The organism is Bradyrhizobium sp. AZCC 1578 (genome assembly GCF_036924675.1).
GTDB lineage: Bacteria > Pseudomonadota > Alphaproteobacteria > Rhizobiales > Xanthobacteraceae > Bradyrhizobium.
The window spans coordinates 6763962-6789221 of the sequence record NZ_JAZHRZ010000001.1; the positions used below are offsets into that span (position 1 = coordinate 6763962).

The following is a 25260-nucleotide window of genomic DNA, read 5'->3' on the forward strand; positions in this document are numbered from 1 at the left end:
AAGCTGGGATCAGCGTAGCAAAATTCGGGACTGATTTCACCGCATCCGGAGCGGATTTCGCAGTGCTCGATCGTCAGGCATGAACCGCGACCTTCAACGCCTCGGCGCGGATCTCTTCGACGAGCCGTTCCTTCAGGCTGACGAATTCGGGCGTGGTCTTGATCTTGTAGGATCGCGGGTGGGGTAGATCGACCGCGATCTCGGCCTTGATGCGGCCGGGACGGGCGCTCATGACGATGACGCGGCTGCCGAGAAAGATCGCCTCCTCGATATCATGGGTGACGAACAGCACGGTTTTCTGCTCGCGCTCCCAGATGCCGAGCAGCATTTCCTGCATCAACACGCGGGTTTGATTATCCAGCGCGCCGAACGGTTCGTCGAGCAACAGGATTTTTGGATCGTTGGCGAGCGCCCGGGCGATCGCCGTGCGCTGCTGCATGCCGCCGGAGAGTTGCTTCGGCCAATGATTCTCAAAGCCTGATAGGCCGACCCGTTGGATGAAGCCGTCGGCGATCTTGCCGCGATCCGCCTCGGAAACCCCGCGCTCGCGCAGGCCGAACGCGATATTTTCGCGCACGGTCAGCCACGGAAACAGCGTGTAGGACTGAAACACCATGCCGCGATCGGCGCCAGGGCCAGCCACCTCTTGCCCATCAAGAATGACCCGGCCGCTGGTCGGCCGGTCAAGACCGGCGACGATGCGCAGCAACGTCGATTTTCCGCAGCCTGACGGGCCGAGGATCGTGACGAAGTCATTGTTGCCGACGTTGAGGTCGATCGGCTCCAGCGCGCGTGTCGGCGCATGACCTTGGCGGGCAGGGAAGGTGCGGGCGACCTGATCGATTTTCAGCTCGGTCATGCCAGTTTCCACGGAAACAGCCAGGCGTTGAAGGCCTTGAACAGGAAGTCCGACACCAGCCCGATCAGCCCGATGACGATGATGCCGAAGATGATCTGGCCGGTGTTGAGCAGGGCCTGGCTGTCCGTGATCATATGGCCGATGCCCGACGATGAGCCGATCAACTCGGCTACGATGACGTAGGTCCACGCCCAGCCGAGTACGAGCCTAAGGATCTCCGCGACCTCGGGCGCGGAGGAGGGCAGCAGCACCCGGTTGATGATGCCGCGGTCGCTGGCGCCCAGTGTGTAGGCGGCTTCAACGAGGTCGCGCCTGGTGTTTCCGACCGTCACGGTGACCATCAGGATGATCTGGAAAACCGAACCGATGAAAATGACCAGGAGCTTCTGCAGTTCGCCGATGCCCGCCCACAGGATCAACAGCGGGATAAAGGCCGAGGCGGGCAGGTAACGTGCGAACGAGACGAACGGCTCCAGTAAAGCTTCGATCGGCTTGTAGGCCCCCATCAGAACGCCGAGCGGCACAGCGATGATGGCCGCCAGCACAAAGCCGCCGACGACACGCCAGATCGTCATGCCGATGTCGAACAGGAAGCCGTGCTTTGTCAGCAGCTCCCAACCTTCCTGCAGCATCGTCAGCGGGTTGGCGAGAAACGTCTTCGAGACGTAGCCGCCGAAGGTCGCCCAAGCCCACACGGCAACGAAAAGCACGAAGAACGCCAGGCCATAGGCCGCGCGCTGCCTCGATGTCACGGGATCCAGGGGACGTATCACAGGCATATCCTAAAAAGCTGTGCGGTGATCGCCGTCGTCCCGCTCTCATGACCGAAAGCGGGACTGGCGCGCCACGCACAAAACTACTTGATGAAGCTCGCGTCGTAGAGGTCGTCGATCTTCGGAACCGATTTGATGATGCCGATCTCGAGCAACAGCTCTGCAGCTTCCTTGTTGAAGGTCAGGAATTCACCGGCGAAGAATTTCTGGTTCGCGGCTTTGTCCTGCCAGCGCAGGAATTTGGCCGAGTTGCCGAATTGGTCGCCGGACTGTTTTACGTCGGCACCCATGATCTCGTACGACTTGGCCTGATCCTTTTCGATCAAGGCGATCGCCTCGAAATAGCTGTCGGCCAACGCCTTGGCGGCTTTCGGGTTTTCAGTCAGGAACTTCGGCGTGCAGCCGAACGTGTCCATCACCATTGGATAGTCGAGCGTGGTGGCGATGATCTTGCCCTTGTCGGGTGCTGCGCGCACCGTCGAGAGGTAAGGCTCATAGGTCATGGCCGCATCGTTCTGGCCCGAGACGAATGCCTGCGCTGCCGCCGCCGGCTCCAGATTCACGATCGTGACATCCTTGACCGAAAGCCCGTTCTTCTTGAGCATCCAGGCCAAAGCAAAATAGGGCGAGGTGCCGGGCGCGGACGCGGCAACCGTCTTGCCCTTGAGGTCCTTGATCGAGGCGATATTGTTTCGCACGGCCATGCCGTCGGCGCCGTAGCTCTTGTCGAGCTGGAAGATCTGCTTGGTGGCGACGCCATTGGCATTCCAGGATATCCAGGTCTCGACAGTGGTCGCCGCGCATTGAATGTCGCCCGACGCGATGGCGAGATGGCGATCCTTCTGCGGGATCTTCTTGATCGTCACATCGAGACCGTTCTTCTTGAAGATGCCCGCCTGATTGGCGAGCGTGAGCGGGGCAAAACCGGTCCATCCGGAAATGCCGATGCCGACCTTGACGTCCTGGGCGGCGGCCGGTGCGGCCACCAGGAGAGCGGCGGTTGCCGCGAAAATTCCAAAATTACGCATGGCTGTATCCCTTTTGCTGGTTCATGGTCTTCATGCTGGTTGCGGCGAAGCTGTTACCAAAACTGCTGCATAGCTTGTGCCAGATATCGCGCGCATTGCTATCCCTCCAAGCCGCCTTTGAAGCGAGCAATCAGTTTATGGGACTCACCCGGATAGAGCAGGCGCACGGCCGTCAGCGGCCGGGCGCTGCGCCAGGTGTGCCGGTCGATCACCAGGCAGGGGGCTCCGATCGCGATATCCAGCGCCGCCGCAGCCTGTTCGTCAGCCACGATGGCACTGATCGAATGCTCGGCTTCCGTCCATGGCACATGGTGCAGCAGCCACGAGCCGGGCGGCTCGGCCGCAAAATCCGCTGCAGCCGCTTCGGGCACGGCGTCGAGATCGATCAGCCTGTCCTCGATGGCGAACGGCACGCCGTCGGCGCTGTGACGGCATGCAATCGCGATCACCTTTCCGGCTTTCCCCGCGCCAAGGCGGGCGCGGTCGGTGGCGTTTGCAGTGCGCCGCGAGCACTGGATCAACTCATAGCCGTAACTGCGGCCAAGCGCGTTTATCTCGGCGCGGATGTCGGCGATCTTGAGCACCGCTGACAGAAATGTGGGACGGCGGACGAAACTGCCGGCCTTGCGCCGCCGCTCGATGAGATCGGCTTGCGCAAGTTCCGACAGCGCCTTGCTCACCGTCATGCGCGAGCAGCCATAGCGCGACATCAGCTCGTGCTCGAACGGGATGCGGTGACCGGGCGGCCATTCTCCGGTCAGGATGCGGCGCTCGATGTCGATCCGGATCTGCTTGTACAGCGTCGGCTTGTCGGCCGACTGGAGTTTGCCGCGTTCGGTGGCGAGGCTCATGCCACGAGCCTCCGCACCGCTGCGTTGAACGCATCGCGCGCGCTCTCGCGGAGCCGGTGACGCCCATGCTCGACGACCTTGGCGCCACCGGCCCAGACCGTGTCGACGGCACTTGCGCCTGCTGCAAAAATCCAGCCGTCGAGGACGGCATCCCCCCGACGCCCGGCAAGCGAAGGATGGGTGGTGTCGAGAGTCACGATGTCGGCGCGTGTACCGGCCTGGAGGCCAGCAGTTGGCTGTGCGAGCGCCTGGGCGCCGCCGGTGAGCGCGGCGTCGAACAGCGCTCGGCCGGTCGACAGGCCAGGACCGCCGGACAGCACATTGCGCTCACGGTGTTTCAAGCGCTGGCCATATTCGAGCTGACGCAGTTCGTCGGTGACGCCGACCAGCACGTTGGAGTCCGTCCCGATGCCGAACCGCCCGCCGGCATCGAGGAATTCGCGAGCCGGAAAAATGCCGTCGCCAAGACTGGCTTCGGTGACCGGGCAAAGTCCGGCGACCGCACCGCTTATTGCCAGCGCGGTGGTTTCCGCTTCGGTCATATGGGTCGCATGGATCAGGCACCAGCGCTGATCGACGGGCGCATGTTCGAGCAGCCACTCAACCGGCCGCCGGCCCGACCAGGCGATGCATTCCTCGACTTCCCTGGTCTGTTCGGCGGCATGGATATGCATCGGCCCGGCTTCGGCCAATGGCGCGATGGCCGCTAATTCGTTAGGCGTCACGGCGCGCAGGCTGTGCGGGGCGATGCCGATATTGGCTCCGGGCAGCGTGCGGACGGCTGTCCGTGTGGCGTCAGTTAGTTTAGCAAACTGATCGACCGAGCAGATGAACCGGCGCTGGCCGGCATGTGGCGCCGCCCCGCCGAACGAGCTGTGTGCATAGAAACTCGGCAGCAGCGTCAGTCCGATGCCGGAGATTTCGGCGGCCCGCGCAATCCGCGTCGCCATCTCCGCAGGGTTGGCGTAGGGCGCGCCGTTGTGGTCGTGATGGAGATAGTGGAATTCGCCGACGCGCGTATAGCCTTGCTCGAGCATCTCGACATAGAGCAGCGTGGCGACGGCTTCGACGTCTTCTGGCGTCATTTCGAGTGCGAAGCGATACATCGTCTCGCGCCATGTCCAGAACGTATCCGCGGAATTGCCGCGCGTTTCGGCGAGCCCCGCCATGCCACGCTGGAACGCATGGCTATGCAGGCTCGCTATGCCCGGAATCGCCAGCTTGTAGCGCTCGTCCTGCGGTCCCGGCGCCACGCCGGCCGTAACCTTGGTGATGGTCTGGTCCGTCACCCCCACCTGCACGTCATCGGCCCACCCCGAAGGGAGCAGCGCTGATGCGAAATGCAGTGTCGACATGTTTCGAAACCGGCTGGACAGAACACCCACGCGATTTTATGTATAGACATATAGATACGTCAAGCTCCTGCCGCTGAAGGAGAGCTGCATGGCCGACCGCTTCGATCGAATCTGGCTCAACGCCCGGCTCGCCACGGTTCGGGAGGATATGCCCGGGCTCGGTGTAATCGAGGACGGCTTGGTCGCGGCGCGCGACGGACGCATCGCGTTCGTCGGTAGCCGTTCCGACTTTCCATTGGACGCTGATGTGGCCGAGCGGATCGATTGCGCGGGGCGCTGGATCACGCCGGGATTGGTGGATTGTCACACCCATCTGGTTTTTGGCGGAAACCGCGCCCACGAGTTCGAGCTGCGGCTGCAGGGAGCGAGCTATGAAGAGATCGCGCGCGCCGGCGGCGGCATTGTCTCCACGGTCGCGGCGACGCGGGCGTCCAGTGAGGCCGAGCTTGTTGCCGACGCGCTGCCAAGGTTCGATGCCCTGATCGGCGAGGGCGTGACGACGCTGGAGATCAAATCCGGCTACGGGCTCGATACCGAAACCGAGATGCGTCAGCTCTCAGCGGCGCGCGCGCTCGGTGACAAGCGTCCGGTCGCTATCAAGACGACATTTCTCGGCGCGCACGCGACGCCTCCGGAAGCTGACGGTGACAAGGATCGGTATATCGATCTTATCTGCCGCGAGATGTTGCCAGCGGTGGCGCAGGCCGGATTGGCCGATGCCGTCGATGCCTTCATGGAAGGCATTGCGTTCTCGGGAGAGCAAACGGCACGGGTGTTCCGCGCGGCAAAGGGGCTTGGATTGCCGGTCAAGCTGCATGCGGATCAGTTGTCGAACCTTGGCGGCGCCGCGCTTGCCGCGGAATTCTCGGCCTTGTCGGCAGATCATCTGGAGCACACCGATGATGCCGGCGCCGCGGCAATGGCGCGGGCAGGGACGGTGGCGGTACTGCTGCCGGGCGCATTCTATTTTATTCGCGAGACGACGAAGCCGCCGATCGAACTATTCCGCGCCTACGGCGTCAACATGGCACTTGCGACAGACTGCAATCCCGGCAGTTCGCCGCTGACGTCGCTTCTCCTGGCAATGAATATGGGCGCAACGCTGTTCCGGCTGACCGTTGCCGAATGCCTCGCTGGCGTAACGCGGGAAGGTGCGCGCGCACTCGGAATTCTCGGTGAGACAGGAACGCTTCAGGCGGGCAAATGGTGTGATCTTGCGATCTGGGAGATCGAGCGGCCGGCCGAGCTCGTTTACCGGATCGGCTTTAATCCGTTGCACAGCCGGGTGTGGAGGGGACAGTGAGCCGCCCCGACGCCCCCATTTTGGTTTCGCCTGGAAGGGTCAGCCTCGACGATCTGGCGCAAGTCCTGGCCGGGGCTCCGGTCGTGCTCGATCCGTCGTTCTGGTCGCGCGTTGAAGCTGCATCTTCGATTGTCGCCGCGGCCGCGCGTGCGGAAGCCCCAGCGTACGGCATCAATACCGGATTTGGAAAACTGGCGTCGAAACGGATTGCTGCCGACCAGACGGCGCTGCTGCAGCACAATCTCATTGTGTCGCATTGCTGCGGGGTAGGGCCGCCGACGCCGGAGCCGATCGTTCGTCTGATGATGGCGCTGAAGATCGTCTCGCTCGGACGAGGCGCATCGGGCGTGCGCCGCGAAATCATCGAGCAGCTTCAGGCCATGCTGGCGAAGGGCATTTGTCCGCTGGTGCCGCAGCAGGGATCGGTCGGAGCCTCCGGCGATCTGGCGCCGCTCGCGCATATGACGGCGGTCATGATCGGCGAGGGGCAGGCGCTGGTCGGCGGAAGCGTTGTGCCGGCCCGCGATGCACTGGCCGCCGCCGGTCTTGCGCCGGTGGCGCTCGGTCCGAAAGAAGGCCTCGCGCTGATCAACGGAACGCAGTTTTCGACCGCCTATGCCATTTCCGGTTTGTTGCGCGCCCATGGCCTGGCCAGTGCGGCGCTAGTGACGGGCGCGTTGTCGGTCGACGCCGCGATGGCTTCGACGGCGCCGTTTCGTCACGAGATCCAGCAACTGCGCGGGCATGCCGGGCAAATCGCCGCCGGCGCGGCACTGACGGCGTTGCTTGAGGGTAGCGATATCCGCATGTCGCATTTGGAGGGCGACGAGCGCGTGCAGGATCCCTATTGCCTGCGCTGCCAGCCCCAGGTCGCCGGCGCTGCGCTCGATCTGCTGACGCAAGCCGCCCGCACGCTGACGATCGAAGCCAACGCCGTCACGGATAACCCGCTGGTGCTGGTCGAGACCGGAGAGATCGTCTCGGGGGGCAATTTTCACGCGGAGCCGGTCGCCTTTGCAGCCGACCAGATTGCGCTGGCACTCTCCGAGATCGGGGCGATCAGCGAGCGACGCATCGCTACCCTTGTCGATCCCGCGCTCAACTTCGGCTTGCCGCCGTTCCTGACCCCAGATCCCGGCCTCAACTCCGGATTCATGATCGCCGAAGTGACGGCGGCCGCGCTCTATGCGGAGAATAAACAGCGCGCCGCGGCCTGCTCGATCGATTCGACGCCAACCAGCGCCAACCAGGAAGATCACGTGTCGATGGCCGCACACGCGGCGCGCCGCTTGTCTGACATGGAGGACAATCTCGCCACCATCCTCGGCATCGAGCTATTGGTTGCGGCGCAAGGTATCGGGCTGCGCGCTCCGCATTCGACCAGTCCCGCGCTTGCGGCTGTCATTGCAGCGTTGCGCGAGCAGGTGCCGGCGCTTGGCGGCGATCGCTACATGGCCGATGACCTCGCGCAGGCAACGGCGCTGGTGGAAGCCGGCGCGTTGCCGACGGCCGCTATGTCGGTACTTGAGAGCAACCCGTTTCCAATCCTTGCCGAGAGAGGCTCTTTGTCATGAACCGACGACTGGACAATGACCGCATCATCCGGGCGCCCCACGGGCCCGAGATCAGCGCCAAGAGCTGGCTGACGGAAGCGCCGCTTCGAATGCTGATGAACAATCTCGATCCCGACGTTGCCGAACGTCCGAGCGAACTCGTCGTCTATGGCGGAATCGGCCGGGCCGCCCGCGACTGGGACAGCTTTGACCGAATCGTTGCCTCGTTGCGCAAGCTCGAAGGCGATCAGACGCTGGTGGTGCAGTCGGGCAAGCCGGTCGGAATTTTCCGCACCCATGCCGATGCGCCGCGCGTGCTGATCGCGAACTCGAATCTGGTGCCGCACTGGGCGACGCTCGATCACTTCAATGAACTCGACAAGCAGGGGCTGATGATGTTCGGCCAAATGACGGCGGGATCGTGGATCTACATCGGCAGCCAGGGCATCGTGCAGGGGACGTACGAAACGTTTGTCGAGGTCGGGCGGCGTCACTACGGCGGCAACCTCGCGGGCAAGTGGATCTTGACGGCGGGTCTCGGCGGCATGGGCGGCGCGCAGCCGCTCGCCGCAACCATGGCCGGGGCGTCGATGCTCGCGATCGAATGCCAACCGAGCCGCATCGAGATGCGGCTGCGCACGGGTTACCTCGACCGACAGGCAAGCTCGCTTGACGAGGCGCTCGCGATCATGACGGAGGCGAAGCAGAACAAGAAGCCGGTTTCCGTCGGCCTGCTTGGCAATGCCGCCGAGCTCTTTCCAGAGCTGGTGCGTCGCGGCGTCAGGCCGGACATCGTTACCGACCAGACCAGCGCGCACGATCCGATCAACGGCTATTTGCCGAAGGGATGGACGCTTGCCGAGTGGGAATCGAAACGCGAGGCCGATCCGAAAGCGGTTGAAGTCGCGGCCAAGACCTCCATGGTCGGTCATGTCCAGGCCATGCTGGATTTCCACGCGCAAGGTATTCCCACGCTCGACTATGGCAACAACATCCGCCAGATGGCGAAGGACATGGGATTGAAGAACGCGTTCGATTTCCCGGGCTTCGTACCGGCCTACATCCGTCCGCTGTTTTGCCGCGGCGTCGGCCCGTTCCGGTGGGCGGCGCTATCAGGAGATCCCGAAGATATTTTTCGGACCGACGCCAAAGTCAAGGAGCTGATGCCGGACGATAGGCATCTCCATAACTGGCTCGACATGGCGAAAGCACGGATCAAGTTCCAGGGGCTGCCGGCACGAATCTGCTGGGTCGGTCTGGGTGATCGCCACCGGCTCGGCATGGCGTTCAACGACATGGTGGCGCGCGGCGAACTGAAGGCGCCGATCGTCATCGGCCGCGATCATCTCGACAGCGGCTCGGTTGCGAGCCCGAACCGCGAAACCGAAGCTATGCTCGACGGCTCGGATGCAGTGTCGGACTGGCCGCTGCTCAATGCGCTGCTCAATTGTGCCAGCGGAGCCACCTGGGTCTCGATACATCATGGCGGCGGCGTCGGGATCGGCTATTCGCAGCACGCCGGCATGGTTATTGTCGCCGACGGAACGCAAGAGGCGGCGCGTCGACTTGAACGCGTGTTGTGGAACGATCCGGCATCGGGCGTCATGCGTCATGCCGACGCCGGCTATGAAAGCGCGATTGCATGTGCCCGCGCCAACGGGCTCGATCTGCCCGGTCTGACGTTGTAGCTCCGGACTTTCTTGCGCCGGTGCTTCCAGAGGGGAGGATTTCCTTCCTTGTTGTAAATGCACACAGTTTACCTATATAGTACTGCAGGGGTCACTGACCCGCATAATTCATTTGGTTCTCCGGTCAGGCCCGTCATTAAGGCGGGCCGTTGCCGTTTTGGGACTACCGAACGATGAGCAATTCCAATCGTATCGACCATATTCGCCTGACATCGCATCCGGTGCCTGGTGCAACACATGAATTCCCGATCGTGTGGGGAGCGCCGACCGCGCGTGAACGTGGTCCCATCATCGGGACGGTATCGCGCCCGCAGGATCGCAACGTGATTGGCACTCACGGGGGCTCCTATGCGGTCTACCGCGCACTTGCCGTTTCTTCCGGTGCGCTGGATCCGATCCGTCGTCCCGACCTGACCAACACACACCCGGCCGCGACCGTTGGGCCGTTCTCGCAATGGATAGATCCGGAACGCATTGTTGCGCTCGATCCGTGGGGACATCTCGTCGCGGAGAACTTTCGCGCCGAAATCACGGAAGGCATCGATATCCGGCCGAGCATCGCGATCACGCGGGCCAGGCTCGACCTGCCGGAAATTCAGGCGGCTCTGGCCGCCAAGCGGCTGGTGCCCGATGGCGAGTTCGTTCACGCCAGCGGTTCCGTCTCCGTTGTCAAGATTGCGATCGATCCGGTCTGGCACTTGCCCGGGATCGCGCGACGCTTCGGCACGAGCGTGACCAATCTGCGGCGTGCGCTGTTCGAACAGACCGCGGGCATGTTTCCCGAGCTTGTCACGCGCCCCGATCTGCAAGTCTTTCTTCCGCCGATCGGCGGAACGACCGTCTATCTGTTCGGCGATGTCACGAAGCTTTCGGACCATCGGACCAAAATCACCTGTCGCGTCCATGACGAGTGCAACGGTTCGGATGTTTTCGGCTCGGACATTTGCACCTGCCGTCCATATCTCATTCAGGGCATCGAGGAATGCGCGCGCGCCGGACAATCGGGGGGGCTGGGCGTTATCGTCTACAATCGCAAGGAAGGCCGGGCGCTCGGCGAGGTCACGAAGTTTCTGGTCTACAATGCGCGCAAGCGCCAGGAAGATGGCGACGATGCATCCGCCTATTTCGAACGAACGGAATGCGTTGCCGGGGTGCAGGATGCGCGTTTCCAGCAACTGATGCCGGATGTCATTCACTGGCTGGGATTGAAGCGCATCGACCGCTTCATCTCGATGAGCGACATGAAATATGATGCGCTGACGGGGCAGGGTATCGACATTGTCGAGCGCGTCGCCATTCCCGATTACATGATTCCCGCCGACGCCCATGTGGAAATCGCCGCCAAGAAAGCCGCGGGATATTTTTCACCTGACACAAAGCCTGAGGACCTGATCGCCTCCGGTCGGCCGCTCGAAAAATACTAGGGCGAGCCAGGGCCATTGATCGTGACAGCAGACGCGACGGCAGACGGCTTATCTCCCTTAAGTGCGGAAGCGGTGCGCAGTCGCGCGCACCGGATGCTGGAAATCGGCTTGAACGACCAGCTTCAGCATTTCAAGGTCGATCTTGGCCGGCTCGACGAGGCGGTTGATCTCGTGCTTGCGACAACGCGCAAGGCCTATCCGACGTTCGATATTCCCTTTCATTCGCGCTGGCGCCATTTTGTCGTCGGCGGCATCGATCGCTGGGCGGTCCTTGCCGACGCCAAGAACTGGCGCGGCAGGAAAGAGCGCGCGCGCGCCGAGTTTGACCTTGCCATGATCAGTGTGCTGCTCGATGCTGGAGCAGGTCCGTCGTGGCGCTATCGCGATCCCTTGACGGGCGCAAGTATCGGCCGTTCGGAGGGGCTGGCGCTTGCCAGTCTGGACATGTTTGCGCGTGGCGTCTTCTCAGCGAAGGCTGACGAACCGTTGCGAGCGGATGTCGCTGTGCTTCAGCGGCTGACTGTTGCCGATCTGCAGACTGGCTTTCAGATTGCGGACGAGAATCCGCTGGTTGGCCTCGAGGGCCGTATCAGCCTTCTTCGCCGGCTCGGCGACGTAGCATCGGCGTCGCCGCAGATATTCGCCCGCGACGACACGGCTCGGCCGGGTGGATTATTTGATCACCTCACAGCGACGGCCGACGCGGGGGTGATCGCTGCCTCGACGATTTTGTCAGAACTTTTGCGCCAATTGGGGCCGATCTGGCCGTCGCGCATAACGTTCGGCGGAATTCCGTTAGGAGATTGCTGGCATCATCCGGCGCTCAAGACCGAGGATGCGACCAGCGGGCTGGTGCCGCTGCACAAATTGTCGCAGTGGCTATCGTATTCGCTGATCGAGCCGATACAGCGGGCGGGGCTGCAGGTGACGGATATCGACGGCCTGACGGGCCTCGCGGAATACCGCAACGGTGGATTGTTCGTCGACGCCGGGGTACTGGTGCTGCGCGACCCCATGGACGCGCAACGCGAACATGATGTCGCGTCTCTGCTCGTGGTCGAGTGGAGGGCGCTGACCGTCGCGCTGCTGGACCGGCTGGCGGATCTGCTGCGGCAACGCGTTGGTCTTGACGCGGTCTCTCTTCCACTGGCGAAGATTCTGGAAGGCGGCACCTGGGCGGCGGGCAGGGCACTGGCGTTCGCGCGCCGGCCTGATGGTTCGCCGCCCGTCAAAGTCATTAGCGACGGTACGGTTTTCTAGTATCTGTTGACGCGTTTTCTTCATGCGAACAGGCTATCCGGTTCGATCAAAAATGCTATGGAACGCGATTCGATTACCCGCAGGGAGCAAAAGCATGGAAGGCGTTACGATCGTGGATCACCCGTTGGTCCAGCACAAGCTTACGCTGATCCGCGACAAGACGATTTCGACAAAGTCTTTTCGCGAGCTCCTCAAGGAAATCGGAATGCTGCTTTGTTACGAGGTGACGCGCGACCTGCCGTTGACCGATGTGGAGGTCGAGACTCCGCTTGCACGAATGCACTCCGCCAAGATCGCAGGTAAGAAACTGGTTTTCGTGCCGGTGTTACGGGCAGGGGTGACCTTTGTCGACGGAATGCTGGACCTCGTTCCGACCGCCCGCGTCGCGCATATCGGGCTCTACCGCGAACCGCATTCGTTCGTGGCGGTCGAATATTTCTTCAAATCGCCGTCCGATCTTCACGAGCGACTGGCAATCGTGGTGTCGCCGGTTCTTGCGACGGCGAACACGGCGGTGGCGGCGGTGGATCGGCTGAAGGAACGCGGCGCGAAGGATATTCGGCTGGTATGCCTGCTTGCCGCGCCGGAAGGTGTAGAGCGCTTCCGGGGCCTGCATCCCGACGTGCGATTGTGGACGGCCGGTATCGACGAGGGGCTCGATGCAAACGCCTTTATCCTGCCTGGCCTTGGTGATGCCGGGGATCGCGCCTACGGAACGCGGTAAGGTCCCGACAGGTCTCGGCGCGCCTTACTGGAAGGCCGTTTCCGAGAAGTTTCTGAGCTTGCGCGAGTGCAGCCGTTCCAATGGCATGTCCGCCAACTTCTCCATCGTGCGGATGCCGATGGTCAGATGCTGGGCGACCTGCCGCTTATAGAATTCGGTGGCCATGCCGGGCAGCTTCAGTTCTCCGTGCAACGGCTTGTCGGACACGCATAGCAAGGTGCCGTAGGGTACGCGGAAGCGGAATCCGTTGGCGGCGATGGTCGCCGATTCCATATCGAGCGCAATGGCGCGCGACTGCGAGAGCCGCTGGATCGGACCACGCCGGTCGCGCAATTCCCAATTGCGATTGTCGATGGAAGCAACGGTGCCGGTGCGCATGACGCGCTTCAGGTCATATCCGGATAGCCCGGTCACTTCCGCCACGGCCTCCTCGAGCGCGACCTGGATTTCGGCCAGCGCAGGAAGGGGCACCCATAGCGGGAGGTCGTCGTCGAGAACATGGTCCTCCCGCATGTAAGCATGCGCCAGCACGTAGTCGCCAAGCGCCTGGGTGTCGCGCAATCCGGCACAGTGCCCGAGCATGAGCCACGCATGCGGCCTGAGTACGGCGATATGGTCGGTGATCGTCTTGGCGTTCGCGGGCCCGACACCGATATTGACCATGGTGATGCCTGCGTTGTCCGGCCTCTTCAGGTGATATGCCGGCATCTGCGGCAGACGCGCCGTTGTCACGCCGGCGGCCGCTCGCTGTTCCCCGCGTCTGATGATGACATTGCCGGGCTCGACGAATTCGGCATAGCCGGTATCGCCGTTCGCCATCAGGTCCCTGGCGCGAGCACAGAACTCGTCGATGTAGAATTGGTAGTTGGTGAACAGCACGAAGTTCTGAAAGTGGTTGGGGCTGGTGGCCGTGTAGTGCTGCAGGCGATGCAGGGAATAGTCGACGCGCTGCGCGGTGAATTGCGACAGCGGCCTCGGCCGGCCGACCGGTGCTTCGTATGTGCCATTGGCGATCTGATCGTCGGTTCCATCAAGATCTGGAACGTCGAACAGGTCTCGGATCGGTCGCTTGATGTTCCTGGCAGCGGCGCCGTCAACGTAGGTGCCTTCCTGAAATGCAAAATGCAGCGGGATGGGGGTTTCCGATTCCGACACGACGACCGGAACGCCATGGTTGCGCATGATCAAATCGAGCTGCTCGATGAGATAGGTTTCGAACAGGTCGGGCTGGGTGATCGTGGTCGAATACTGCCCGGGCGTCGGCATGTGGCCATAGGACTGACGAGAATCGACCTGGGTGTATGAGCTCGTGGTGACGCTGATTTCCGGGTAGAACGCCCGGTATCGCCGGTTACTGTCGCTGCCAGCCGCGAGCGCGGCGAAGGAATCGCGCAGAAACTGGGTATTTCGGGCATAAAGTGATCGCAAAGCCGCGACCGCCTTGCGCGCGTCGTCGAAGCTTTGCCGCACGAAGGGCTCTGGTGTGGCTATTGGCCCGATGGCTTGGGGACGGCCGTGATTCTTCATGACCCTAACCTAGTATCTTGGACCCGCCTTGGGGAGGCTTGGCAAGGGAACCTTCCCGGCCCGCGGCGCGTCAGCAGTAGCGACAAGACTTCCCTGGAAGCAAACCCGGTAAGAAATCATGAGTTTCTTCGAGCGCCTAAAGACAGCAGCATCCGCCGAGTGGCGGGCCTACACCGAACATCCCTTCACGAACGGGTTGGCGGACGGTTCGCTCGCCGAGGGGGCGTTTCGTCACTACCTCGTCCAGGACTACCTTTTTCTCATCGAGTTTGCCCGCGCCTACGCGCTCGCCGTCTACAAGTCGCCCAAGCTTGCCGACATGCGTGAAGCGGCCGCTGGCCTCTCGGCCATCCTCGACGTCGAGATGAACCTGCATGTAAAGCTGTGCGCCGGCTGGGGCCTGTCGCCCGGCGATCTCGAACAGGCCCCGCCTGCCGTCGAGATGCTGGCCTATACACGCTACGTACTTGACGCTGGAATGCGCGGCGATCTGTTGGCACTCAAGGTGGCGCTTGCGCCTTGCGTGATCGGCTACGCGGAGATTGCGACGCGGCTTGCGTCGCGACCCGATGCGCTCGCTGCAACGAACCCATATCGGGTTTGGATCGCCGAGTATGCCGGCGCGCCATATCAGGAGGTCGCGGCGAAAGCGCGGGCTCATTTGGAGAATCTCGCCGATCTCTACGCCACGCCCGCCCGCGAGGCCGAGCTGATCGCGATCTTCAAGGAAGCTACGCGACTCGAGTCGGACTTCTGGGAAATGGGCTGGCGCGCGGGCCAGCGTGCACAATAGTCAGTGACAGCGGACTGCGTTTGGCTTCCAAGTTGAGCGAGTACGACGGTCGTCGAAAGCGGGCCGCCCTCCCGATCCTGCACTCCACTTGCCGGGATCTGCAGCGTTCTGAGGCTATTTCAGCCTAATACTTGTGCGACCGGATCAATTCGTCGCGTGGACGTCCAACAATGGCGAAGTCGATCCGGAAGCAGTTCTCAAGCGAGTGACAGCTTGGGAGCAATGACGGTCCTGGCTGCCGAGGCCTAGGCTGAGGCGAGCGGGCAATCGTCAGGAATCGGGAACCTACTATCGGGCGGAGAAGGGGACGATCGAGACGTCTCCGCTCCCAAACGACGTCTCACTGGACGACTAGATTGGATACGTGCGTCCGCGATCAAATTCGCATATGTACGCAGCCCGAGGCGTAGCTCTCGCATCGGAGCGGGCCTGTTCGAAGCAACACTCGCCATCAGCCACAGTTGGTGGCGAATCAACGACGGGTTCAAGGTGGGCCATTCCAGCAAAGCGCGTGTTGCCAGCCGGGCAACGAAGCGAACGAATTCTTCATCGCGGACTGCGATCTCTTCTTCGTCGCCCCTAGGCATGGTGGCCCTCCATCTGCTCGCACAGTGGAGGAAGTCGGGTCGCAAAGGCGTCGTCTTTCTTGCTGAAAGCGAGAATAGGGCCGAGCGGCTGGGTGCCGTCATTCATGCCCTCGCGCCTTCGTGCGATGTGCTTGTTTTTCCAAGACTGAATACGCTGCCGTTCGATCAGCTGGAGCCGTCGCACGAAATCGCGGGTAGACGAAGCTCGGTCTTGAGGCGCCTTGCCAAGCCTGAGAAGCCGATCCTGCTCGTATCCACGGCAGAGGCCGTGATGGAGCGCCTTCCCACTGTGGCGAGTTGGTCCCGGGTCATCCTCCGTTTGAAAGTCGGTGCCGCGTTCTCTGAACAAGATCTCCGGGCGCGGCTTGAGGCCCTCGGATACGACGTCGATGACGAGGCGGACTATCCCGGCGGCGCGCTGTTTCACGGGAAGACATTCGAGATTTTTCCCGCCGGCGCGCTCGGTCCGTTCAGAGTAGAGCATTCCGGCGGGCTGATACGTCGGATCGTGGCGTTCGATCCGATAGAGCATGACATCGTTTTTGAGACGAAAGAGCTTCTCATCGACCCGATGTCGGAGCGGCTGGCGTTCGGGAACATACGCGGAAAGCGCTCGACCCTATTCGACTATTGTGGTCGAGCCAAGTGGATCGCGGATGCCGGCGTTTCAGCGCACGCTGATAGCTGGCTCAGCACGATCGAGGAGGCGGCGGGTCGCACGGACAGGGGCGGAGAATACCTCGGAAGACGCGAATGGAAGCAGGCGACCAGGCGTATGAACGTGCTGTCGCAAAAGGCACGTTTCGCTCCCTCACCGGACTTTTCGCAGGTTGCATCGCCCAGGAAGGCGCTTCGTGCGTTCGTCGACGATACGCGGCGCGCCGGTTCGCGCCTGGTTTTCGTCGCAGCGCATGAGGACGATCTGCGCGTGCTGGAACGGATGAGCGGAGTCAAGGCTGAGCACTTTGCGGATTGGAACGAGGCGACGGCCGGACGCCACCGTGAGGCGGCGCTTCTGGCCGACTTCGATAGGGGTTTTGTCGTGCCTGGTCGGAAACCTCTCGTCGTCGTAACGGCTTCCGATGTGCTCGGCAGCAGGGCTCATCATCCGCAGCCCCTGGCCAGAAGCTGGAGTGCGGCTTTCGACCACGCAGATGTGCCGGAGCAAGGGACAGCGGTTGTTCATTTGCAGCGAGGGCTGGCCTTGCTCGACGGCTTGCAGACCGTGGCAACGGGAGGCGGGTCGTCGCGCGAAATGATCAGGCTCGTATTTGCGGGAGACGATGCCGTTCTCGTTCCTCCCGCCGACCTGGCCTTGATCTGGCCGTATGCGTCGGAGCGCGGCGAACTCGCCCTCGACAAAGCGGATGGAAGTACATGGTGGAGCCGGCGTACCGAGGCGGAGCACGAAATTCAAATCGCCGGCAAGCAGCTCGCCAAACACATCAGCCAGCGGCGCCGCCGGCGGGCTCCGAAACTTGTACCTCCTGGCCCCATCTATGAGAGGTTTGTCGCGCGTTTTCCGTATTTCACGACAGTCGACCAAGCGAAAGCCATTCGGGACGTCTTGAATGATCTTGCGTCGGGCCACCCCATGGACAGGATCATTTGCGGCGACGTCGGATTCGGCAAAACCGAGGTGGCGTTGCGAGCCACGGCTGCCGTCGTATTGTCAGGGAAGCAGGTGGCGATAGCGGTGCCGACGACCGTCCTGGCAAGACAGCATGTCGCGACTTTCCGCAAACGCTTCGCTCCGTTTGGCATCGAAGTGGGGAGTTTGTCGCGAACCGGTTCGGGCGCAGAGACAAGAGAGGTGAAGGAGGGACTGAAGAGTGGCAAATTGAAGGTCGTGATCGGAACGCAGGCCCTCGCCTCGAAGGACGTGAAGTTCGCCCGCCTCGGCCTTGTCGTCATCGATGAGGAACAGCATTTTGGGGCGGCGGAGAAGGCGAGACTTTCCGGGCTGGCCAAGAGTATTCATGCCCTTTGGATGAGCGCCACGCCGATTCCGCGGACTCTCGCGGGCGGTCTTGCTGGCTTCAGAGATCTTAGCGTCATTGCCTCTCCGCCCATTCATCGACTCCCGGTCGTCACAAAGGTCGCTCCTCTTTCCGATGCTGCTATTGCCTCCGCATTGCTGCGCGAGCAAAGGCGCCACGGGCAAAGCTTCTTGATCTGTCCGCGAATTCAGGATCTCGATCCGATGCTGGCGCGCGTTCAATCGATGGCCCCGGATCTCCGCATCGTCTGTCTGCATGGCAAGTTGCCCGCCGACGACATAGATGACCGAATGATGAGCTTCGTCGAAGGCGCGGCAGACGTGCTGCTGGCGACCAACATCGTGGAGAGCGGTCTCGATATCCCGCGCGCAAACACGATCGTGGTTTGTTGGCCCGAAAAGTTCGGTCTTGCGCAACTTCATCAACTCAGAGGAAGGGTGGGTCGCAGCGGGATACGTGCGTTTGCGCATTTGCTGACCGATTCGGGCTCGGAGCGATCTGAGAAGCGGTTGGCCGTTTTGGAGGAATTTAACAGACCGGGCGCGGGTTTCGCGATCAGTGCGCGGGATCTGGACCTCAGGGGAGCGGGGGATGTGCTTTCAGAGCGACAGTCGGGTCATGTGCAGGTGTTCGGACCCGTGCTCTACAGCCACCTTCTGAAATTGGCCTCGGAGAAAGCCGACGACAGAACAGCCGACCTGTGGGTGCCTGACCTGAATCTGCCGGTAGGGGACATGTTGCCCGCAGGCTACGTGCAATCGGAGGCGGTTCGGCTGGAAATCTACGGCCGCGTCGCCAGATGCCGAAGCGAAGATGAACTGGACGATCTCGAGGAGGAGACCTCTCGTCGCTTCGGCAGATTGCCTCCAGCGGCTCGCGAGTTCTTTGCCGCAGCAAGGCTCAGAATCGACTGCAGGCGAAGAGGAATCATAAGACTTGATGTCGGCCTGGATGCCGTAGCCGCGACATTCCTGCCGGGACGACTTCGGAAATCCAAGGCGCGATCCCTGCAAAGCGATGGCGATCGGGTTGTCTACATCAGCAACGGACGCGAGGGACCGCTTAGAAAGGTCGAAGAGTTCCTCGACCTTCTGGATGAGTAATCGCGGCGCTGCTATTCAACCAGAGACAACCGATCCTCCGGCGTGCGGCAACGCCGAATGATGCCGATCTCGACCGAATGAGGTTCCGGCAGGCGCGCTCAGCCTTTAGCGAAAGGGAGGCGTCGTGCTTGCCGGCTCATCGGACTACCGCGCCAATTCCGGTTAGCGGTTCTGGACGGCAAGATTACACACTAGGTGCACAGCCTTCCGTCTTAAATGCATCCGACGAAGGAACCCGTTTGTTGAGCTATCATGCGAAACGAAAATACCGCCCGCCCGATCGTGACTGCCTCGTTCAAGCGACCGCCTGAAACAGCAATTTGAGATGGTTCTCAAATCGCCTTGCCGTCTCTCGCCAGGCAGAACAGGTCGACGCCGCCGACCTGTCCGCCCTTGAGCGCGATATCAACGTTTGCGTGCTCACGGTTCGATGCGGCACGGCAAAGCGGCGCCCCCGAAACCAGCGGGGCGATCGCGCTGAGAGCATAGATGCCCATGGCCTGGAGCGCGTGGCCGGAGGTGTCGCCGCCGGCGACCACCGCGCGCTGCAGGCGAGTCGTTTGCAGGATGCGATCGAGTGCCCAGCCAAGCCCGGCGCCGATCCGGTCGTTAATTGCCGCCGTGCTTACTCCACTCGCTTCGATCGCGGCGTTAAGAGCGCAGATCGCCGGATCGTCCGGCCCGCTTGCAGTGATTAGAAGCGGATCGCGCCCGGCAGAAACAGCCGCAAGGCCGCGGTCGGCGCCGCGACCGATTTCCTTTGTCCATTCGGCCGTATCGACGGCGCGGGCTGCATCCAGCCGCACGACTTCAAACCCATTCTCGGCGGCATAGGCAATTTGCGCGGCCGTGACAGGCGAACACGAACCGGAGATGCAGGCGATCCGCTGCACGGCAGAGAACGACATCTGGGGCCCGGTGTCCGCGATCAGGCCAAACGACCGCCAATAGGCAACCAGCGCCTGCTCCACACCCTGAGAGCCCACCGCGAACAACCGATCGCCACGGTGCTCCCACATGAGGCGTCCGGCCTCGATCAGAGACGACTGGTCAAGCACATCGAGCGAGATGATTTCAGCGCCGCCGGCGCTCACACGCGCCAACGTCCGGTCTGCCTCGCCATTGGCCATGGTTACGAAATCGACAAGCCCGATCCGCCGCGCAGTCTGACGGGCGAGATGACGGCCAAGATCGGCCTCGTCCATCGGCGTCACCGGATGGCGCGACATCGTCGGATGGCGGTCGAGCCGATGGCCGACGGCGTTCACGGTCGCGAAGAGATTGCCGAAAACCTGGTAGCGGCCCATCGCGGGCGAGGCGACCAGCAGCGGATGCCAGGCACCGCCAAGACGCGGCACCGCCAGATCGATCGCCCGCCCGATCGAGCCAATATGCGGCGCGGAGTCGAAGGTAGAGCAGACCTTGTAGTGCGAAATCGGTGCGCCAATGCCGGCGAGCATGTCGAAGGCGGGCGGGAGGTTGAGCTCCATCCAGGCCGGATCTTTCGCGCGCGCGGTGCCGGCGATGCCGATGCCGCGGAATTGCACTGCTGTGGCAAGTTGCTCCGGACTTGGAAGCTCCAGGAACAAAATCGTCGGAAGGCCAGCGAAGGTCAGCGCTTCCATCGCGGCCGAAGAGCCGGTGTAGTCGTCGCCATAAAATGCGATCAGCGGGCCATCGGGAAGGCTTAAGGAGGGTGTCATGGGCTGCGCGGCGCCTTGCGGGACATGGCGTCGTCCCATGCCGCACGCAGTTCGGCTACCCCAGCGGCAGGTCCGTCGGGATGTGCCAGGATGCCGCCGCCAGCGGCGAAGATCAGATCGGTTGATCCCAGTGCATGATAGGTTGGAAGCGCCTGCGCGGCGGTCTGGCCCGATGAAAACACCGGCATGGCGACGCAAGGCCTTTGCTCGAACAAGGGCGTGAGTGTGGCTTGGGCGGATGCGATCACGCTGTCATCGGACTCGCTGAACTTGTTTCCGATGCCGTTGACATGAATGTGATCGGCGCCGGCAAGCCGCCAGATCTTTTGCCAGGCTGCAAACTGCCAGCCGAGCGCCGGATGCCGGTTCAACGCGCCCCAGCCGTTGCGATGCGCATGAAGCGGAAGCTGGGTGTAGCGACCGAGTTCGATCATGCCGGCGAGCCCAATCGAGTTGATGCTCGCCATCACGCAACTGCCGCCTTGCGTCAGCACGAAATCATGGCGGCGGCGCATCTGGTCGATCTCGCCGGTGAGGTTGAAGGCGAGCATGACTTTCTTGCCCGTCCGCCCGGCATGATCGTTCACCACGCGCATCACCGCGCGCACGCGTTCATCGAATGGGCAAGAAGACCCATCGGACTGCAACTCATCGTCCTTGATGAAATCGATACCGGCCTCGCAAAGAGTGGCAACGAGGCTTGCCGTCTCCGCTGCATTGAGCCCAACGCTCGGCTTGATGATGGTACCGATCAGCGGACGGCCGCGCACGCCGGTCAGCTCGCGCGTTCCGGCAACACCAAACTTGGGCCCGGCATAAGCGGATGCGAATGCGAGCGGCAGCCGCAGATCGAGCAGCCGCAGCCCGGTGAGCTGGCGCAATTCCCAGAGATTGCCGGCAACTGTCGTCACCAGATTGGGCAGCGACGCGCCGATATTGTCGAGCGGCCAGGACAGCGTCACCAGCGCGCGCCGCCAGGGACCCTCCGAATTGACTGGCCGCGCCACCGGCAATGACGGCGCAGACAATGGATCAAGCAATTCGATGCGCTCGACGCGGGCTGCGGCTCTTTGCTTGAGCTCAGGCGTTTCGCCGGGCACGGCGACGAAGGTGCCGCTGGATTGTTCGCCCGCCATGATTTCTGCGGTCGCGCGCGGATCGCAGGGCGTCTCGATCAGATAATCCGCCTCGATGCGAACAGGAGCTGTCACCGGATCAGGTCCGCGCTAGAGCTTGCTGAGATCGGGAAAGGCGCGCACGGGATCGCTTCCATCCCAGCCTCGCGCCGCCTCACGGATCAGATCGAACATCTTGCCCTTGGGGCCGGCGACCTCCGACAATTCGATCACGGTTCCTGGGTGATATTCGGTATCGAAATAGACGAAGCGGCCGCGGGGACCGACTTCGCCGCTCATCACTGGTCTGAAGCCCTGGGCTTCGAGACGGGCCAGGTCGGCGTCGTAGTTTTCAGTCCAGTAGGCGACGTGCTGCAAGCCAGTATGCCCCGCCTTGAGGAAATCGGCATACATCGACGGCGCATCGTTGCGGATCTGGATCAATTCCATCTGCAACGGTCCGGAGTTCGCCAGCGCGACCGAATTGTGCGGCTCATAAGCCTCGCCGCGATAGCGATAGTTCACGATCGGCACACGCGGATTGTAGAACCACGGCCCGATCCCGAGTTCGCGGCTCCAGTAGTCCATGGCTTTTTCGATGTCGTTGACGACGTATCCGGCCTGCCGGATCTCGCCAAAGAAGCGGCTCATGCTTGCATCCCGTTGGTTCAGAATTTGAGAAATCCGGTCGACAGCCACGGCACCGCGGCGACAATGAGGAGCCCGACAAACAGCGCGACGACATAGCCCCAGATGTGCTTCAGGCCCTCATCCGGCGAGATCCTGCTGATGGCGCAGGCGCCGTAATACCCGACGCCGAATGGCGGCGAGAACAAGCCGATGCCCATCGCGAAGATCACCACCATAGCGTAGTGCACCTCGTGCACGCCGGCCTGCTTGGCGATCGGAAACAGCAGCGGCCCGAACAGGACGATCGCCGGAATGCCTTCCAGCACGCTGCCGAGGATCACGAAGGCGGGAATCGAGATTGCGAGGAAGCCATTGGCACCGCCCGGAATCGCCGCCATCGCCTGCGCCAGTTGTTGTGAAAAGCCCGATTGCGTCAGGCCCCATGCCATCGCGGTGGCGCTACCTACGATGAAGATAATGGCGCCGGTCAGCGAAGCGGTCTCGACCAGCATCGGCTTGAGGCGCCTCCAGGGAAACTGGCGATAGACCAAAAGTCCCATCAGTACGGCGTAGACGATCCCGATGGTCGACACTTCCGTCGCGGTGGCGACGCCCTCGACGACGGCGGTGCGGATCACAAAAGGCAGCAGGATTGCGGGCAGGGCGGGCAGAGCCAGTTTTGCGATCTCGCGCGCTGAATGCCGCCGCACGTGACTGAGATCCTCATGCCGATAGCGTCGCCACACCACCACGCAAAGGGCGGCGCCGACAACCAGCGCCGGCAACAGGCCACCGGTGAAGAGCGCGGCAATCGAGATGCCGGTCACCGAACCGATGGTAATCAGCACAATGCTCGGCGGAATGGTTTCGGTCTGTGCGCCCGTGGCGGCGAGCAATGCCACGAGATCGCCGGGCTTGGCACCGCGCCGCTGCATTTCCGGCAGCAGCACCGGCGCAATCGCCGCCATGTCGGCGATCTTCGATCCTGAAATGCCGGACACCAGATACATGGCGCCGATGAGAACATAGGACAGGCCGCCTCTGACATGGCCGAGCAGGCTCGCCAGGAACTGGATCATGGCGCGGGCCATCCCGGTCATTTCGATCAGCGCGCCCAGGAAGATGAACAGCGGCACCGCGAGCAGAATGAGGTGGGACATGCCCTCGTCGAGCCGGCCGACCATCACCATCATCGGCGTGGTCGTCGTCAGTGCGAGATAGCCGAAGGTTGCCAGCGCAAAGGAGAAAGCGATCGGCACGCCTGCGAACACATTGGCCGCCACCACGCCGATAAAGAAGATGATCAGATTAGAGCGGCCCAGCGGCTGCAGGGCTGGTCCGGCCAGCCAGAATGCAGCGACGATACCCGCGGTGGCGATGAGACCTGCGAGGATGAGCGGGGCGCGATGACGGCGCGCCAGACCGATCGCGGCGGTGATGGTCATCAGTACCAGGCCCACGGGAATTGCCGCAGCGCGCCAGGCGTTGCTGATCTCGAGCGCAGGGGTCACGATGAAGCGCTCCTCGCTCGCATAGTCGAATGCGGGATACAGGATCAATGCCAACAATGCGAGCGGTGCCGTCGTGGCCATCACCTCGAAAAAAGCCCGTGCGCGCTGACCGAGATAACGCATGAGCCCCGTCATACGCATGTGCTCGCCGCGGCGCAGCGCGATCACGGTGCCGAGCATAGAAAGCCAGAGAAACAGGATGGAGGCCAGCTCGTCGGACCAGACCAGCGGACTGCGGAAGACATAGCGGCTGATGACGCCGGCGAGCAGAATGATGATCTCGATCACGACGAGGCCGGCGGCGGCGGTTTCGACCGCTGCGCCCAGCCCGCGATCGAGGGCGGCAAACGCCCGCGCGTGACCGCGCGTCGATGCAGAGGCGGGGCCATGCCCGGCCTCCAAATAGCCGCTCACCGGATGCTCGGCAATCGTCATCGCACGCTCAGGCCAGCTTGCCGATTGCATTTTCGAGCAGGCCCCAGGCCTCCTCGCCGAAGCGGGTCTTCCACTCGCCGTAGAAGCCGGTCTCGCGCAGCTTGGAGCGGAAGCTGTCCGGCGCCGGCTTGGTGAAGGTCAGCCCCCTGGCCTGCAGGTCCGATTGCACTGTCGCATTAAACGCCTTGATGTCCTCGCGTTGCTTCAGGCCAGCGTCGTTGATGGCGTCGGCGACGATGGTCTTGAGGTCGGCCGGCAAGGCCCGCCAGGCGCGGCCATTGGCGATGAACCAAAAGCCGTCCCAGATATGGTTGCTGATGGCGCAGTACTTCTGCACTTCATAGAGTTTGGCGACCTGGATGATCGGCAGCGGGTTTTCCTGCGCATCGACGATGCGGGTCTGCAGCGACGAATAGACTTCGCTGAACTGCAGGCTGGTCGGCGATGCCGCGAGCGCCTTGAACATGGAGATGCTGAGCGGGCTCACCGGCACGCGGATCTTCAGCCCGTCCATGTCCTTGGCGGTCTCGATCGGTTTGGCGCCGCTCGTAATCTGGCGAAAGCCGTTGTCCCACATCTTCTCGAAAGCATGGAGGCCGACCTTGGCCATCGCGGTGCGGACATGCGCGCCGAGCGGGCCGTCCATCGCCTTCCAGACCTGGTCGTAGTCGGCAAAAGCAAAACCCACGGCATTAATCGCGGCGACCGGCACGAGGGTCGCGGCGACAAGCGCCGATGGCGTGAAGAAGGTGATCGCGCCGCTGCGCACCTGTGCCAGCATATCGGTATCGCCGCCAAGCTGGTTGTTGGGGAAGATGGCGATCTCGACGCGGCCGTCAGTTTCCTTGGCGATCCGTTCGGCGGCTTCCTGCGCCCGGATGTTAAGCGGATGAGTGAGCGGCAAGTTGTTGCCGTATTTCAGCGAGAATTCCGCGGCGCACGCGACGCGCGGCATGGCGCCAATGAGACCCGCTGCGGGAAGAGCCGACAGGGCCTGCAGGGCACGCCGACGAGACAGGATCATGGGCTTCCTCCGGT

Annotated in this window: 19 protein-coding genes; 8 read left to right on the plus strand and 11 right to left on the minus strand. The window is 62.5% G+C overall.

The window, feature by feature from the left end; genetic code table 11:
- Positions 1-73 precede the first annotated feature (73 nt).
- The 5 genes from V1290_RS32235 to V1290_RS32255 form a co-directional block, all read right to left on the minus strand.
- Entirely contained in the window at positions 74-859 is a 786-nt protein-coding gene (locus V1290_RS32235; protein ID WP_334368087.1) for an ABC transporter ATP-binding protein, read from the minus strand.
- Positions 856-1629, minus strand: coding sequence for an ABC transporter permease (locus tag V1290_RS32240; RefSeq protein ID WP_334369245.1), 774 nt, complete (start codon positions 1627-1629; stop codon positions 856-858). Before V1290_RS32240 ends, V1290_RS32235 begins: the two co-directional genes overlap by 4 nt.
- A gap of 86 nt (positions 1630-1715) precedes the next feature.
- Positions 1716-2660: an ABC transporter substrate-binding protein gene (locus tag V1290_RS32245; RefSeq protein ID WP_334368088.1), complete on the minus strand. Its 945-nt coding sequence runs from the start codon at positions 2658-2660 to the stop codon at positions 1716-1718.
- A 98-nt stretch (positions 2661-2758) separates the two neighbouring features.
- Complete coding sequence (hutC, locus tag V1290_RS32250; protein ID WP_334368089.1) at positions 2759-3511, minus strand: histidine utilization repressor; 753 nt, start codon at positions 3509-3511, stop codon at positions 2759-2761.
- Positions 3508-4866: a formimidoylglutamate deiminase gene (locus V1290_RS32255; protein WP_334368090.1), complete on the minus strand. Its 1359-nt coding sequence runs from the start codon at positions 4864-4866 to the stop codon at positions 3508-3510. Before V1290_RS32255 ends, hutC begins: the two co-directional genes overlap by 4 nt.
- Before the next feature lie 88 nt (positions 4867-4954).
- Here V1290_RS32255 and hutI point away from each other — a divergent pair, with 88 nt between their 5' ends.
- The 6 genes from hutI to upp all read left to right on the plus strand — a co-directional run bounded on the left by hutI (position 4955) and on the right by upp (position 12818).
- The gene (gene hutI, locus V1290_RS32260) at positions 4955-6169 is read left to right on the plus strand and encodes an imidazolonepropionase (protein ID WP_334368091.1); all 1215 of its coding nucleotides are present in this window, start codon (positions 4955-4957) and stop codon (positions 6167-6169) included.
- On the plus strand, positions 6166-7743 hold the full coding sequence (gene hutH, locus V1290_RS32265; RefSeq protein ID WP_334368092.1) for a histidine ammonia-lyase: 1578 nt from the start codon (positions 6166-6168) through the stop codon (positions 7741-7743). The genes hutI and hutH overlap by 4 nt, the downstream gene beginning before the upstream one ends.
- Positions 7740-9410, plus strand: coding sequence for a urocanate hydratase (hutU, locus tag V1290_RS32270; RefSeq protein ID WP_334368093.1), 1671 nt, complete (start codon positions 7740-7742; stop codon positions 9408-9410). The genes hutH and hutU overlap by 4 nt, the downstream gene beginning before the upstream one ends.
- Positions 9411-9583: 173 nt before the next feature.
- Complete coding sequence (locus V1290_RS32275) at positions 9584-10834, plus strand: GTP cyclohydrolase II (protein ID WP_334368094.1); 1251 nt, start codon at positions 9584-9586, stop codon at positions 10832-10834.
- A gap of 21 nt (positions 10835-10855) precedes the next feature.
- Entirely contained in the window at positions 10856-12094 is a 1239-nt protein-coding gene (locus V1290_RS32280; protein ID WP_334369246.1) for a URC4/urg3 family protein, read from the plus strand.
- Between the two features lie 94 nt (positions 12095-12188).
- Positions 12189-12818: a uracil phosphoribosyltransferase gene (gene upp / locus V1290_RS32285; protein ID WP_028350870.1), complete on the plus strand. Its 630-nt coding sequence runs from the start codon at positions 12189-12191 to the stop codon at positions 12816-12818.
- 24 nt (positions 12819-12842) lie between these two features.
- Here the strand turns inward: upp and V1290_RS32290 are convergent, their stop codons facing one another.
- Positions 12843-14345 (minus strand): AMP nucleosidase, encoded by a 1503-nt coding sequence (locus tag V1290_RS32290; RefSeq protein ID WP_334368095.1) that lies wholly within the window; start codon positions 14343-14345, stop codon positions 12843-12845.
- Between the two features lie 118 nt (positions 14346-14463).
- Between V1290_RS32290 and tenA the strand changes: the two genes are divergently transcribed.
- Positions 14464-15138 (plus strand): thiaminase II, encoded by a 675-nt coding sequence (gene tenA, locus V1290_RS32295; protein WP_334368096.1) that lies wholly within the window; start codon positions 14464-14466, stop codon positions 15136-15138.
- 585 nt (positions 15139-15723) lie between these two features.
- Positions 15724-18828 carry a DEAD/DEAH box helicase gene (locus tag V1290_RS32300; RefSeq protein WP_334368097.1) on the plus strand — a complete coding sequence of 1035 codons (3105 nt, stop codon included), beginning with the start codon at positions 15724-15726 and terminating at the stop codon, positions 18826-18828.
- A 332-nt stretch (positions 18829-19160) separates the two neighbouring features.
- Here V1290_RS32300 and V1290_RS32305 read toward each other — a convergent pair whose 3' ends face one another.
- The 5 genes from V1290_RS32305 to V1290_RS32325 are packed head-to-tail and all read right to left on the minus strand — an operon-like array spanning position 19161 to position 25246.
- Positions 19161-20531: a four-carbon acid sugar kinase family protein gene (locus V1290_RS32305; protein WP_334368098.1), complete on the minus strand. Its 1371-nt coding sequence runs from the start codon at positions 20529-20531 to the stop codon at positions 19161-19163.
- Positions 20528-21742, minus strand: a complete 1215-nt coding sequence (locus V1290_RS32310) for a ribulose-bisphosphate carboxylase large subunit family protein (RefSeq protein WP_334368099.1) — start codon at positions 21740-21742, stop codon at positions 20528-20530. Before V1290_RS32310 ends, V1290_RS32305 begins: the two co-directional genes overlap by 4 nt.
- 15 nt (positions 21743-21757) lie before the next feature.
- On the minus strand, positions 21758-22297 hold the full coding sequence (locus V1290_RS32315; protein ID WP_334368100.1) for a VOC family protein: 540 nt from the start codon (positions 22295-22297) through the stop codon (positions 21758-21760).
- A 17-nt stretch (positions 22298-22314) separates the two neighbouring features.
- Positions 22315-24222, minus strand: a complete 1908-nt coding sequence (locus V1290_RS32320; RefSeq protein ID WP_334368101.1) for a TRAP transporter large permease — start codon at positions 24220-24222, stop codon at positions 22315-22317.
- 7 nt (positions 24223-24229) lie between these two features.
- On the minus strand, positions 24230-25246 hold the full coding sequence (locus tag V1290_RS32325) for a TRAP transporter substrate-binding protein (protein WP_334368102.1): 1017 nt from the start codon (positions 25244-25246) through the stop codon (positions 24230-24232).
- Between the last annotated feature and the right edge of the window lie 14 nt (positions 25247-25260).